Below are 15,371 nucleotides of genomic sequence, written 5' to 3'. Positions count from 1 at the left end.
TGTGTTAATTAGAAATTAAACGTATATTTTTTCTTTTTATTTCATTCATTATATTCTGTTATTTTGGAATAAGTTTTTGGTCAATAAGAAAAAGTTATAATTCAATTAATTATATTCCATATAACACATTTGGTGTTGTTTTAGGTACTTCTAAATATTTACATGGAGGAGGAATTAATGCTTATTTTAAATATAGAATAGATGCAGCTTGTTTCCTTTTTCATCATAAAAAAATACGTTATATTATTGTAAGTGGAGATAATAGAGAAAAAAATTATAATGAACCCAAAATGATGAAAAAAGAATTAATTAAGAAAGGAGTTCCTTCTTATTTTATATATGAAGATTTTTATGGAATTAGTACTTTACATTCTATTGTCAGGGTTCATAAAATTTTTCACCAAAAAAAATTTACGATTATATCTCAAAAATTTCATAATGAAAGAGCTATTTTTATAGCGAATTGTTTTGGTTTAGATGTCATTGGTTTTAATGCGAAAAGTCTTACTTTTGATAGTAAAATACAAGTCAGAGAAGTTTTTGCGAGAATTAAAGCTTTATGGGATATTATATTTTTTAAAAAAAAAATTAGGAAATATCAGGAAATATAAGATAAATATTTTTTTAAAATTGTAGCATTATTAGATTTTTGAGTATTTATTTCCAACAAGAAAGGTTGACTTGATGTTTTCCAAAAACATGATAAATTTTTTTTTAAAGCATACTGATCGTATACTTTTTCATATTTCCAATGATACATCTCGCATATTTTTTCTGCAGAAAAAATATGTTTTGTTTCGAAAAAATTGAATATTTCTTTAGAAAGTTTTTTTTCTGAAATATATCTAAAAATACTCCCTCCTCCATTATTAATAAGTATAATACGAAAGCTTTGTGGAATATAATTATTCCACAAAGCATTGCTATCATAAAAAAAACTGATATCTCCAACAATTAGTGTCACAGTTTTTTTTATGATAGCAGCAGAACCGACAGCGGTTGAAACACATCCATCTATTCCTGAAGTACCACGATTACAATAAGATTTAATAGAATATTTCTTTTCATTAAAAAGTTGATAATACCTTATAATCATACTATTTCCTAACTGTAATATAGTATTGTTGGGTATGGATTTGAATACAAAAAAAAGAACTTTTAAATCTGAAAAACTTTTTTCTTTTTTTAAAAAAAATTGATGTTTTTTCATTTTTTCTCTTCTCAATTTTTCCCATTTTTTTCTATAATCTGAAGTAGAAATCCGTATATGATTATAATTATAAAAAATTTTAAAAAATGATTCGGGATTGATAGGCCAATAAGTTGTTAATTTATGATAGGTATCCGGATAATTTTCGTAATGTTCACCGATGTGCCAATGATATATTGGAGGATATTTTCTTAAAAGAAATTTTATTCTTTTAGATATAATATTTACTCCAATAGTCAATAAAATATGAGGTTTAAACCTTATCCATTTTTTAGGATTCATCTTAAAAATAAGTTGATCTATACTTGAGAAAAAAAATTTTCCATACACATGAGATGTTGTCTCTGTAAAAACAACAATAGAAGGGTCCAAACTTAATTTTCTTAATATTTTTTCCATATTTTTATCCGGATAATATAATCCTAATAAGATCATTTTTTTTTTATATTTTTTCCATATATATTTTTCTTTTTTGTAATTATGTATTTCCACATAATTTTTAACAGGTATAGTTTTGATAATTTTAGGTTTTACTTGTAAACGGTTTGTGGTATTATAAAGTGGTTCTGAAAATGGAATATTAATATGTACAGGTTTATTTTTTAATAAACACTTGTTTATAGATTCATTGATTAATCGATCATTATACCATATTCCGGATTCTGATTCATCTTCTGTTAATTGAACAGAAGTTTCTACATGTTTATGAAAAATATTTTCTTGATGAATAGATTGTCCTTCAAACATATCTATAATCTCTTTTGGTCTATCTGCCGTCACTAAAATAAGTGGAATGTTTTGATAAAAAGCCTCTGTAACTGCAGGATAATAATTAACAACAGCAGATCCAGATGTACAACTAATGACGACAGGTTTTCTAATTTGTTGAGCCATTCCTAAAGCAAAAAAACCAGCACATCGTTCGTCTACAATACTGTAAGTCTTAAAATTTTTATGTTGAGTAAAATGAATAATGATTGGAGCGTTTCTAGATCCTGGAGATATAATTATGTTGAATATGGATTTAGCTTTCAAAATCTCACCTAAGCTTTGTACAATTTTTTTATTTGAATACATTTACAATTTAAATTAACCCTCCACTGACATTTAATACAGTACCGGTTATATAATTTGATAAATCTGAAGCAAGAAATAAAGTAGAATTAGCAATATCTTGAGGAGTTCCTGGTCTTTTTAATGGAATGTTTTTTATCCAATCTTCTTTAATTTTAGATCTAAAATGAGAATTCATTTTGGTTAAAATATATCCAGGAGCTATGGCATTACAACGGATATTTTTTTTTCCTAATTCTCTGGCTATTGATTTTGTAAATCCGATAATTCCTGCTTTAGACGCAGAATAATTGGATTGTCCAGTATTTCCCGTTAATCCTACAACAGAACTCATATTAATAATACTTCCTTTTTTTTGTTTCATCATAGGATGAATAGCATGTTTGGTTAAATTATATATAGAATATAGATTGGTTCTAATTACAAAATCCCAATCCTTTTCAGAAATTTTAAGCAAAAAATTATCTTTTATAATACCTGCATTATTCACTAATATATCCAAACTACCGTATTTTTTTATTACCTTTTGAACTAAATTTTTTGATGAATTAAAATCCGATAGATCTATTTTATATGCTTCAACTAAATTTTTAAATTCAAATTCTAATTTTTTTGCTTCTTTTATTGAGGAAAAGAATGTAAAAATAACATTAGCTCCATGTTGTACAAAAGTTTTAACTATAGATTTTCCTATATCTCCTGAACCTCCTGTAACCACAGCTATTTTTCCATTTAATAGTTTATTCATATAATGATAAATATGGTTATTTATTTTTTTTTTTATGAATTAATTGAAAGATAAGATTTAATTGTTCTTCCATACTCATGAATGTGTTGTCTATTTCTATAGAATCTGCAGACTTTTTTAATGGAGAAATCTTTCGTGAAGTATCCATTATATCTCTATATATTAGATTTTTTTTGACTTCTTCATAAGATACTTCTTCTCCTCTTTTTTTTAGATCTTGATATCTTCTATAAGAACGAATTTCTATAGATCCTTTCATAAATATTTTTAACTCTGATTTAGGAAATACATAATTACCTACATCTCTTCCATCTATAACAATTCCTTTATTTTTTCCAATATTTCTTTGCATAAAAGTTAATTTTTCTCGAACTTCCGGAAGTTGAGCTATTAAACTGACTTTAGTTGTTACTTTTTCTGATCTAATTTTAGATTGAATATTTTCTTCATTTAAAAAAATATCTGTTCGATTATATTTTTTGTTCCATTTAAATTTTAAATTTATTTCTTTTAAAAGAGAAATAAAATTTTGTGTATTCCATAAATCACTATCAAAAATTTTTTTTCGAATTGCAAATAAAGCTATACTTCTATAGATAGCTCCACTATCTATATATTTATATTTTAATTTTTTAGAAATGGCTTTTGCTAAAGTACTTTTACCAGATGAAGAATATCCATCTATAGCTATAATAATTTTTTGATTCATATTAATTAGTTCATATTTATATATTTATATGATAGTAATTTATAATAAAGTTTTACAGCTAGAAAATCTGTCGAAGATTCTTTTTGATTAGGTAAAAGTTCAACAATATCAAATCCTATTACATTTTTATTTTTAAAAACTTTTTTCAAAAATTTTAGTGTAGTATACCAATATAATCCTCCTGGTTCTGGAGTCCCTGTCGAAGGCGCTATACTAGGATCAAAAACATCTATATCTATACTGATAAATACAGTATCAGATAATTTAAAAACAGCTTTTTTCATCCATAAATCATTTTTATGAATTTCATGCATATAAAATATATTTCCTTTTTGAATGTATTTTTTTTCTGTAATATCCATACTACGAATTCCTATTTGTATTAAAGAATGTTTTTGAGAAGCTTCATACATAGAACAAGCATGATTATAAGGGCTTCCTTTATATATAGGACGTAAATCGGTATGTGCATCCATATGAAGAATACTTAAATTTGTATATTTTTCTCCAATAGCTCTAATAGTACCGATTGATATTGAATGATCCCCTCCTATAAGTGTTATAAATTTTTCTTGATTAAGATATTTTTTTGTAAGATTATATACTATTTTAATCATTTTTTTTGTAGATGTTGAAGAATTTATAATAGAGGGAACAACAAAAATTCCTTTTCTATATACTTCTGAATTAGTTTCAATATCATATAATTCCATGTGTTCTGATGCAGATAAAAAAGCTTTAGGCCCTTTTTTAGATCCCTTTTTCCATGTTTGAGTATAATCATATGGAACAGGAATAAGTACAATTTTAGATTTATCCAATGTTGCATATTTTTCAGGGATTCCTGCAAAAGTTTTTTTTTGATGATAAAATTTCAATAACCTAATATTTTTAGAATTTCTTCCGGACTTTGTGATTGACGAAATATTTTATATACAAAATTATTTTTTTCATCATGATCTATCAATACATGAATAGGTTGAGGAATTAAACAATGATGAACCCCACCATACCCACTGATTGTATCTTGATAAGCTCCAGTATTAAAAAATCCAATATAAAGCGGAATTTTTTGTTGAAAACAAGGAAGATATATTGCATTCATATGTTGTTCTGAATTATAATAATCATCGCTATCACATGTTAATCCTCCTAAAAAAACTCTTTCATAACAATCATTCCAACGATTAATTGCCATCATAATAAATCTACGGCTTATTGCCCAAGTATCAGGAAGTGTCGTCATAAAAGAACTATCGATCATATTCCATTTTTCCCTATCATTTTGACGTTTTTGATTAAGTATTTGATATAAAATACCTCCACTTTCTCCTACTGTATAAGCTCCAAATTCTGTGTAAATATGAGGTTCTGAAATATTTTCTTCTTGACAAAATTGTTTGATCTGATAAACAATTTCATTGATCATATATTCATAATCGTATTTAAAAGACATGGATGTTTTAATGGGGAATCCTCCTCCTATATTTAGAATTTCTAATTCTGGGGCTATTTTTTTTAATTGAGCATAAATATGTAAACATTTGAAAAGTTCGTTCCAATAATAAGCAGTATCTTTTATTCCTGTATTAATAAAAAAGTGTAACATTTTTAATTCGACTTTAGGGTTATTTTTTATTTTGTTTAAATAAAAAACAATAATATCTTTATATCCAATTCCTAATCTAGAAGTATAAAATTCAAATTTAGGTTCTTCTTCAGAAGCAATACGTATACCTAATTTGAAAGGATAATTAATAACTAAACTTAATTTTTCTAATTCGTCTGAATTATCTAATATTGGGATCGTATTATAGAATCCGTTATTTATAAGTTTTGATATATTTTCAATATAGTTTTCAGTTTTAAATCCATTGCATATAACTTCAATATTTTTAGTGGTTTTTCCTTTTTGATAAAGATTTTTTACAATTTCTATATCATACGCATATGAAGTTTCAATACTAATATTATTTTTCAAAGCTTCTTCTAATACAAAAGAAAAATGAGAACTTTTCGTACAATAACAATAAGTATATTTGTTCTTGTATTGGTTGGAACGAATAGCTTTTTCAAACCATTTTTTAGCTTTTTGTATATTATTAGATATTTTCGGTAAATATGTAAATTTTAATGGGGTTCCATATCTTTTTATAAGATCTATTAATGGAATTCCATGAAATTCTAAAAAATTATTTTTTATAGAAAATTCCTCAGTGGGAAAATCAAAAGTTTGATCTATAAGATCAGCATAACGGATTTTCATTGAATATGAAGTAAGAAAATTTAATTTGTATTTTTATTTTCTTTATTATAATTATATATTAAAAATTTTTTTAAAAATAGGTCTATTTCCCCATCCATGACAGATTGTATTTTTGTAGTTTCATAACCGGTTCTTAGATCTTTCACCAATTTATAAGGATGCATAATATAATTTCGTATTTGAGAACCCCATTCTATTTTTTTTTTTTGAGATTCTATTTTTTCTTTTTTTTCATTTCTTTTGACTCTTTCCATTTCAAATAATCTAGATTTCAATAATTGTAAAGCCTTTTGTCTATTTTGTGTTTGAGAACGAGATTCTGTATTTTCTATAATAATTCCTGTAGGATAATGACGTAATCTTACTCCTGTTTCTACTTTATTAACATTTTGTCCTCCTGCTCCACTAGAACGAAAGGTTTCCCATTGTATATCTGATATTTTAATATCTATATTAATATGATCATTAATCATGGGATAAATATATACAGATGAAAAAGAAGTATGACGTTTAGAATTACTATCAAACGGAGATATACGAATTAATCTATGTACTCCATTTTCCCCTTTTAAATATCCAAAAGCATAAAGCCCATTGATTTCTAAAGTAACAGATTTGATTCCAGTAATATCTCCAGATACATGATGTATTATTTTAACAAAAAAATTTTTTTTTTCTGCCCACATGGAATACATTCTCATTAACATAGAAGTCCAATCACAACTTTCAGTTCCTCCAGCTCCAGAAGAAATTTGCAATATAGCATTAAAAGAGTCTTCCTTTTCTGAAAGAATATTTTTGAATTCTATACTTGAAAGTAATTTCTTAGTTTTTTGTAATTGAATTTTAAATTCTTTTTCTATATTTTCTTCTTGGGAGAAAGAAAATATCATTTTTAATTCTTCAAAAGCATTTTTTAATTCCGTAAAATCTTTTATACATTCTTTCATGTTATGAATGGATTTGATAAAATTTTTAGATGTTTCATTATAATTTTTCCAAAAATTAGGATTTGATATTTTTTCTTGCTCTTGATTTATATGTTTTTTCATTTTATCTATTTTTAGAATATCATAAATTTTATGAATTCTTTCTGAAATAGATTGTATTTCTTCTTTTTTTATCATAATGCGAAAATATTTGAAATAATTAGTTTTTACAACTATTATGATCACAAAATTTTTTTTATATTATGAAAATAACAATTTCATTTTTACATGAATTATAATAAGTTTACGATTAAATCACAGGAAGTAATACAAGAAGCACAACATATTGCATTAAATAATAATCAACAATCCATAGAAAATGCACATATTTTAAAATCAGTATTAAAAATTGAAGAAAATATCATTCCTTTTATTTTAAAAAAGTTAAAAGTAAATAGTCAATCAATAATTCTAGGTTTAGATCGTATTATTTCTACTTATCCCAAAATACTTAGTAAACCTTTGACTCAATATTTTAGTTCATATGTGACAAAAATGTTAAATATTGCAGAAAATTATGCAAATACATTAAAGGATGAATTTATTTCTATCGAGCATATTTTTTACGGAATTTTTATGACTTTAGACCACACTTCACAATTATTAAGAAACCAAGGAATAACGGAAAAAAAAATAAAAGAAGTTATTGAAAATATAAGAAAAAAAAATGGAAAAGTAATTTCTTCTACAGCAGAAAATTCCTATAATTCTTTAGATAAATATGCAAAAAACCTAAATGAATGGGCCTATAAAGGAAAATTAGATCCTGTTATTGGACGTGATGAAGAAATACGCAGGGTTTTGCAAATATTATCTAGAAGAACAAAAAATAATCCAATATTGATTGGGGAAGCCGGAGTGGGTAAAACCGCTATTGCTGAAGGGTTAGCTCATCGTATTATTAGTGGAGATATTCCAGATAATTTAAAAAATAAACAAGTATTTTCTTTGGATATGGCTTCTATTATTGCAGGAGCTAAATATAAAGGAGAATTTGAAGAACGTCTTAAAGCTGTAATCAAAGAAGTTACTTCCTCAAATGGAGAAATCATTTTATTTATTGATGAAATCCATACTTTAGTTGGAGTAGGAGGAGGAGAAGGAGCTATGGATGCTGCTAATATTTTAAAACCAGCATTAGCTAGAGGAGAACTTAGAGCTATAGGAGCGACAACTTTAAATGAATATCAAAAATATTTCAGAATAGATAAAGCTTTAGAAAGAAGATTTCAAAAAGTATACGTTGACGAACCATCTATCAATGATGCAATATCTATATTACGTGGTATTAAAGAAAAATATGAAAGTCATCATAAAGTCAGAATAAAAGATGAATCCATTATAGCAGCTGTAGAATTATCCAAACGTTATATTAATGAACGTTTTTTACCAGATAAAGCCATTGATCTTGTAGATGAAGCTGCTTCTAGGTTGAGAATGGAGATAAATTCAAAACCAGAAGAATTGGATGTTTTGCATAGAAAAATTATGCATATGGAAATACAAATAGAAGCTTTAAAAAGAGAAAATGATGAAAAACAATTAATTCCTTTAAAAAAAGAATTATCTAAATTAAGTGAAGAAAGAATGCAATTGCAAAACCAGTGGCAAAATGAAAAAGATTTAGTGGAAAGAATTCAAAAAGCTAAAGATAAAATAGAAAATTATAAATTTGAATCGGAGCAAGCAGAAAGATCAGGGGATTATGGAAAAGTAGCAGAATTAAGATATGGTAAAATAAAAGAAGAAGAAAATAAAGTTAAAGCATTAGAAAATGAATTAAAAAAACAAGAAGATAAGGGAAAAAAAATGATACAAGAAGAAGTCTATAGAGAAGATATTGCCCAAGTAGTATCTAAATGGACTGGAATTCCGGTTACTAAAATGTTGAAAAGTGAAAGAGAAAAATTATTATTTTTGGAAAAAGAATTACATAAAAGAGTTATTGGACAAAATGATGCCATTCAATCTATAGCAAACGCAATACGTCGTTCTAGAGCAGGATTACAAGATGAAAAAAAACCTATAGGATCTTTTCTTTTTATGGGGAGCACAGGAGTGGGAAAAACAGAACTAGCTAAAACTTTATCAGAATATTTATTCGATGATGAGAATAATATGGTTCGTATAGATATGAGTGAATATCAAGAACGTCATTCTGTAAGTAGATTTATAGGGGCTCCTCCTGGATATATAGGTTATGATGAAAGTGGTCAATTAACAGAAGCGATACGTAGACATCCTTATAGTGTCATTTTATTGGATGAAATCGAAAAAGCTCATTCAGATGTTTTTAATATTCTTTTACAAATTTTGGATGATGGGAGGTTAACTGATAATAAAGGAAGAACAGTTAATTTTACAAATACTATTATTATTATGACTTCTAATATAGGATCAGATATAATACAGGAAAATTTAGATCAAGAAATTTCTTATAATAGAATGTCGGCAACAAAAAAAGCTTTAATAGATTTGTTAAAAAATATTGTAAGACCTGAATTTATTAACCGTATAGATGAGATCATTTTATTTAAACCTCTTTCTAGAAAAGAGATAAAAGATATTGTTAAATTACAAATGAAAAAATTTGGAGAATTGTTATATCATAAAAAAAATGTTTATATAGAATTGACTAATGAAGCTATAGAATATTTATCAGAAAAAGGGTATGATCCTCATTTTGGAGCTAGACCTTTAAAAAGAGTAATTCAACATGATATTTTAAACAATCTATCTAAAGAGATTATAAAAGGTAAAATACAAAAAAATCATAGAATTTTAATAGATTATTTCAAAGAACAAGGAATTGTATTCAGACAATCAGAAAAAATTGAAAATATTTAAATATATAACATAAAGTGATTCATAAATCCGGATTTGTTAATATTATAGGTGCTCCTAATGTAGGAAAATCGACTTTAATGAATTCTCTTGTAGGAGAAAAACTTTCTATCATCACAAATAAACCACAAACGACTCGTCATAGAATATTGGGAATTATTAATGAATTTAATTTTCAGATTATATTTTCAGATACTCCAGGAATGATTGATCCTATTTATCCCATGCAAAAAATTATGATGCAATATGTAGAAAAATCATTAGAAGATGCTGATATTATTTTATTAACTACAGAAATAGGAAAATTTGAAGATGTTTCAATATTCAATTATATTTTCAAAAAAAAAAACAAAAATGTTCCCATTATTATATTGATTAATAAAATAGATAAAATAGAAAAAAAATATGGAAAATGTTCATTATCTCATACTGTAAATTATTGGCACAGATTATTCCCTGATTCAGAAATATTACCAATATCTGCATTAAAAAGAATGAATCAAGATCTATTAATGAACAAAATTAAATCTTTATTATCTAATCATCCTCCTTATTATCCAAAAGATTATTTAACTAATAGAGCGGAATATTTTTTTGTCAATGAAATCATTAGAGAAAAAATATTTTTTTTCTATCAAAAAGAAATTCCTTATTCCGTAGAAATTCACACAAAACTTTTTCAGGATAAAAATACTTTTATAGATATATTATCTTATATATATGTAGAGCGAGATTCTCAAAAAGGAATATTAATAGGAAAAAAAGGAAATGCTATTAAAAAATTGAAATTTTTTTCGATAAAAAGCATCGAATTTTTTTTCAAAAAAAAAATAAAATTAAAATTTTTTGTAAAAGTTTGTAATAGTTGGCGATATGATTATAAAAAATTAAAATATTTCGGATATTAAATTTATTCAATTTTTATAATAAAAAATTCTTTTTTTCCAAATTTTAATAAAATATATTTTTTTTCTACTATGTTTTCTTTTTGAATCAGAATATTTTCTTTCACAAGAATTTGATTTAAATGAATTGAATTTGTTTTTAAAGCACGATTTGCTTCACTTTTGGAAGAAAAAAAACCACTTTTTTTTAAAAGATCTAATAAAAAAATTCCTTTTTCAAATTCTTCATAATATAGAAGCATATGTGGAATATGATTATATATAGAAATAAAAGTCTTATCATCCCATAATTGAAAAGCTTCATTATTTTTTTCAAATAATATATTCGTAATTTTTATAATTTTTTTGGTAATTTCACTTCCATGAACCCATTCTGTAATTTTATGGGCTAATTTTTTCTGCAATAATCTTTTATTGGGATGTTTTCTATGTTCTAAAATTAAATTTTCAATTTTTTCTTTAGAAAAAAAAGTATATATTTTTATATATTTTTCAATTTCAAAATCAGAAATGTTTATCCAAAATTGATAAAATTTGTATGGAGATGTTTTTTTTTTGTCTAACCATATATTTTCTCCTTTTTCGCTTTTTCCAAATTTAATTCCATTAGATTTTATGATTAAAGGAAAAGTAAAACCATACGCTTTTTTTCCTATTTTTTTACGAATTAATTCTATACCTGTAGTGATATTGCCCCATTGATCAGATCCTCCAACTTGTAATTGACAATTTTTTATTTGGTTCAAATATAAAAAATCATATCCTTGTATAATAGAATAAGAGAATTCCGTGAAGGATATTCCATTTTTTTTGTTATTAATTCTTTTTTTGACAGAATCTTTAGACATCATGTTATTTACAGTAAAATATTTTCCTATTTCACGAATAAAATCTATAAAATAAATATTTTGAATCCAATCAAAATTATTGACCAATTCTATTTTTTCTGAATAAAAACTAAAAAGTTTTAATATTTGATTTTTGATAGATTCTGTATTTTTATGCAAAATTTTTTTACTTAAAAAGATTCTTTGATCTTTTTTTTCAGAAGGATCTCCTATCAAACCTGTTGCTCCACCAATTAATGCTAAAGATTTATGTCCCTTTCTTCGAAAATGAATTAATATAATAATAGCTAAAAGATTTCCTAAATGTAAAGAATCAGATGTCGGATCAAAACCTATATACATAGTCGTAGGTTTTTTTAATTGATTTTCTATACCAGGAACTTTGTTTTTTATCAAACCTCTCCATGAGAGTTCATCAATAATATTTTGCATAGGATAAATAATCGTAATTTTAAATTATTAGATTATGATAAAAAAAATCGTAAAATACAATTTATTTACTTTCTTATTTAGTTTAACTGATCTCATTTTCATCAATTATATTTTTAAAACATATTTTCCTTTTGTATTAAAAATATATATTTTATTATTACCTATGAATAGTCTGTTTTTTGTATTTTTTTTGTTTGCTTCAAAATATAACTATACTACATATAGTTATATATTGTGTTGTATACTAAAATTATTTTTTAGTATTTGTATTTTTTTTTATTTTATTATTGATTGTTATCATGTTTTAAATTTATTTTTTTTACGGAAAATTTTAATTCATTTTATTTTTTCATATTTTATGATTCTTTTTTTTAGAGTGATATTTTTATTGAATTAAATAATTTTTTATTCTTGATTGTTTTTAAAAATTTTTCTTTTATAATCGATTCTACAGATTTGTTTTCTATTTTTGAATTTATCCAAGAAATAATATCTAAATACAAAAAAGTTCTTTTTTCATAAGGATGATCGTAATATTTAACTAATTTATCTCTCAGTTTTTTAAATTGGTTTTTAATTTGATGTGGATATACATTTCCCAAATTTTGAAAAAAATGAATAATTTTTTTTTGTACAATATACCAATCATCCATTTGAATAAAAAATTTATATGTAGATTTAATTTTTTGATCCATATTTTCATCCAATCCACTTTCGTAACACGCAATTAAATGTAAAAGTCTAGCAAAACATTGTAAATCTTGTCGTAAATTTTTTTTTTTATTTTCTATAATTTTTGACAAATACCGAATTGTATTTTTATTATCTCCACTACCAAAATATAAACAAGCAATTTTATAATAAAGAATCATAATATAATGAGAATCTAAACGATTAAAAATTTTATTAAATTCTATAAATAATGATGGTATTACTTTTTTAACTCCTTCTGAAAAGCTTCCTTCCATATAATGTTTATTAATACGATTAGTATATGTATACATAAAAATTAATACTTTCGTATTTCCATTTATTAATATTTCTCCATTTTGTACTTCTTGTTCAAATTTTTTTAATACATGAATAAATTTTGAATAATGATTTAAATAAAATAAGGTATCTAACAAATAATGATATCCTTTTAAATAGATTACTGGAGCTATTTTTTTAGATTTCGTATGATTTTGAAATAACTCTACCCATTTATAAGATGATCTATAACACATTATGAAATCTTGTCGAATATAATGATACCATACTTGAGCTTGATATAAAAATAATTTTTCGTAAAAACTAAGTTTATCCATATCAAACTTTGGAAGATTTGTACGAAAATATGTTTCTATAAATATTTTGTCTTTTTCATTTCTTACATATCCTACTTTTAAATATAAACCATATAATTCTAAAGAAAGACTAGATAACGCATCATTACATTTAATTTTTTCAATTAATTCTTTTGATTCTGAGGATAATTCTTCAGATCTAGAATAAAGGCTTTTACTTCTAGTTATATGTTGAGATTCTATCATTTTTTCAAATTCTACTAATTCTAAAAGAATAGTATTGGATTCATAATATCTAGCAATAATTTTTGCTTTTCCTAGTAGTTTTAAGCTTTGTATATATAAACCTTTATTGTATAATATTTTAGAAAAATCTAAATATTCGCGTATTTGTATATCATGATTTTCTACAGTATGTTGTAATTTTTTAAGACTAATTAAAATTTGTTTATATAAATGAGCTTTCATATTAGATAATTGTTCTTTTTTTATAGGGGTATTTTCTAATATTTTTTTTTCGCTATAAGAACTCATTTTGTTCATGATTTCGAATAGTTTTATGAATTTAGCATGTTTATTTTTTTTTATACGATTTGTATAAAGTTTAAAATTTCTTTTTTCAGATTTCGATAAAGTTTGAATTAATAAAAAAAGATGATCTGATTGATTATTATTGTAACTAGGCATTGTAGTATAATGATGATATTTGCTTTGATTAATAGAAAAATATGAAATAATTTGAACAATTATATATTGTAAATATTATAATAATTTATTTCTATTTTTATTTTGTAAAAAATAGTTTTGATGAAAATCATCCAATAATATGGAAAATGGAAAAAAGAAGAATACAAATTTTTGATACAACTTTGCGAGACGGAGAACAGGTTCCAGGATGCAAATTAAACACTAAAGAAAAAGTAATAATAGCCAAAAAATTGGAACTTTTGGGTGTAGACGTTATAGAAGCTGGATTTCCTACTTCAAGTCCAGGAGATTTTCAATCTGTTCAAGAAATTTGTAAATCAGTTTCCAATACTATAATTTGTGCTCTATCTAGAGCAGTCGATAAGGATATAGAAACAGCGGGCTTATCATTACAATCGGCTAAAAGACCAAGAATTCATACTGGAATCGGAACTTCAAATTGTCATATTCGTTATAAATTTAATAGCACTCCAGAAAAAATTATAGAAAGAGCCATACATGCGGTTAAATATGCCAAAAAATTTGTAGAAGATGTTGAATTTTATGCCGAAGATGCAGGTCGTACAGAAAATATTTTTCTGGCAAAAGTTTGTGAAAATGTAATTAAATATGGAGCAACTGTAATTAATATACCTGATACTACAGGATATTGTTTACCTGAAGAATATGGAAATAAAATACGTTTTTTAAAAGAAAATGTGAAAGGAATTCATAAAATTATATTATCGACTCATTGTCATAATGATTTAGGATTAGCTACAGCTAATTCATTAACCGGTATTATGTACGGAGCGAATCAAGTCGAATGCACAATTAATGGGATTGGAGAAAGAGCAGGAAATACCTCTTTAGAAGAAATAGTTATGATTATAAAACAAAATTCTCATCTCAATTTATTTACTAATATTAATACAAAATTAATAGCTTCTATTAGCAATTTGGTATCAGAATGTACGGGAATGAAAGTTCAAGCTAATAAAGCTATAGTAGGAATTAACGCTTTTTCTCATTCTTCTGGAATACATCAAGATGGAATCATTAAAAAAAGGGAGACTTATGAAAGTATTAATCCAAAAGACGTTGGAATAGATAAATCTTCAATAATTCTTACAGCTAGAAGTGGTCGATCTGCTTTAGCTTATCGATACAAAAAATTAGGGTATTTTTTAAATCAAAATGCTTTAGATTTAGTTTATTCTATTTTTTTAAAGTATGCAGATAAAAAAAAAGAAATTACTGATATGGAATTAAAAACAATATTAAAAAAAGCGAATTTGAATAAGGAAAAAAATAATCAAGTCTTACATACCAATAATACAAATAGCAATAATATAAGAATCAATGTAGTATAA

At 24.6% G+C, this 15,371-nt stretch carries 12 protein-coding genes; 4 read left to right on the top strand and 8 right to left on the bottom strand.

Annotation, left to right across the window (positions count from 1 at the left end; translation table 11 throughout):
- Positions 1-14: 14 nt before the first annotated feature.
- On the top strand, positions 15-611 hold the full coding sequence (locus H0H66_RS02885) for a SanA/YdcF family protein (RefSeq protein ID WP_317167875.1): 597 nt from the start codon (positions 15-17) through the stop codon (positions 609-611).
- On the opposite strand, the gene menD is transcribed toward H0H66_RS02885, so the two are convergent.
- Genes menD through prfB form a run of 6 tightly spaced genes read right to left on the bottom strand, consistent with a single transcriptional unit; the run spans position 599 to position 7,134 of the window.
- A complete protein-coding gene (gene menD / locus H0H66_RS02880) occupies positions 599-2,287 on the bottom strand; it encodes a 2-succinyl-5-enolpyruvyl-6-hydroxy-3-cyclohexene-1-carboxylic-acid synthase (protein ID WP_185857925.1) in 1,689 nt (562 codons plus the stop codon). The two genes, H0H66_RS02885 and menD, sit on opposite strands and share 13 nt — an antisense overlap.
- Before the next feature lie 7 nt (positions 2,288-2,294).
- The gene (gene fabG / locus H0H66_RS02875) at positions 2,295-3,032 is read right to left on the bottom strand and encodes a 3-oxoacyl-[acyl-carrier-protein] reductase (protein WP_185857924.1); all 738 of its coding nucleotides are present in this window, start codon (positions 3,030-3,032) and stop codon (positions 2,295-2,297) included.
- A gap of 16 nt (positions 3,033-3,048) precedes the next feature.
- Positions 3,049-3,741: a (d)CMP kinase gene (gene cmk / locus H0H66_RS02870; protein ID WP_185857923.1), complete on the bottom strand. Its 693-nt coding sequence runs from the start codon at positions 3,739-3,741 to the stop codon at positions 3,049-3,051.
- 5 nt (positions 3,742-3,746) lie between these two features.
- Entirely contained in the window at positions 3,747-4,619 is an 873-nt protein-coding gene (gene speB, locus H0H66_RS02865; protein WP_185857922.1) for an agmatinase, read from the bottom strand.
- Positions 4,616-6,007: a type III PLP-dependent enzyme domain-containing protein gene (locus tag H0H66_RS02860; RefSeq protein ID WP_185857921.1), complete on the bottom strand. Its 1,392-nt coding sequence runs from the start codon at positions 6,005-6,007 to the stop codon at positions 4,616-4,618. Before H0H66_RS02860 ends, speB begins: the two co-directional genes overlap by 4 nt.
- 20 nt (positions 6,008-6,027) lie before the next feature.
- The gene (gene prfB, locus H0H66_RS02855; RefSeq protein ID WP_185857920.1) at positions 6,028-7,134 is read right to left on the bottom strand and encodes a peptide chain release factor 2; all 1,107 of its coding nucleotides are present in this window, start codon (positions 7,132-7,134) and stop codon (positions 6,028-6,030) included.
- 90 nt (positions 7,135-7,224) lie between these two features.
- Here prfB and clpB point away from each other — a divergent pair, with 90 nt between their 5' ends.
- Both clpB and era read left to right on the top strand, forming a co-directional pair.
- Positions 7,225-9,843, top strand: coding sequence for an ATP-dependent chaperone ClpB (clpB, locus tag H0H66_RS02850; protein WP_185857919.1), 2,619 nt, complete (start codon positions 7,225-7,227; stop codon positions 9,841-9,843).
- Positions 9,844-9,857: 14 nt separating this feature from the next.
- Complete coding sequence (era, locus tag H0H66_RS02845; RefSeq protein WP_185857918.1) at positions 9,858-10,748, top strand: GTPase Era; 891 nt, start codon at positions 9,858-9,860, stop codon at positions 10,746-10,748.
- Between the two features lie 2 nt (positions 10,749-10,750).
- Here era and tyrS read toward each other — a convergent pair whose 3' ends face one another.
- Together tyrS and H0H66_RS02835 are read right to left on the bottom strand one after the other, a co-directional pair.
- Positions 10,751-12,025 (bottom strand): tyrosine--tRNA ligase, encoded by a 1,275-nt coding sequence (gene tyrS / locus H0H66_RS02840; RefSeq protein ID WP_185857917.1) that lies wholly within the window; start codon positions 12,023-12,025, stop codon positions 10,751-10,753.
- A 371-nt stretch (positions 12,026-12,396) separates the two neighbouring features.
- Positions 12,397-13,998, bottom strand: a complete 1,602-nt coding sequence (locus tag H0H66_RS02835) for a hypothetical protein (RefSeq protein WP_185857916.1) — start codon at positions 13,996-13,998, stop codon at positions 12,397-12,399.
- 146 nt (positions 13,999-14,144) lie between these two features.
- On the opposite strand from H0H66_RS02835, the gene H0H66_RS02830 reads away from it, so the two are divergent.
- Positions 14,145-15,371 (top strand): 2-isopropylmalate synthase, encoded by a 1,227-nt coding sequence (locus tag H0H66_RS02830; RefSeq protein WP_185857915.1) that lies wholly within the window; start codon positions 14,145-14,147, stop codon positions 15,369-15,371.

The organism is Blattabacterium cuenoti, assembly GCF_014251595.1.
In the GTDB taxonomy this organism is placed as follows: domain Bacteria; phylum Bacteroidota; class Bacteroidia; order Flavobacteriales; family Blattabacteriaceae; genus Blattabacterium; species Blattabacterium cuenoti_Q.
The sequence above is the reverse complement of the archived record's forward strand: the minus strand, read 5'-3'. Positions and strand labels throughout refer to the sequence as shown.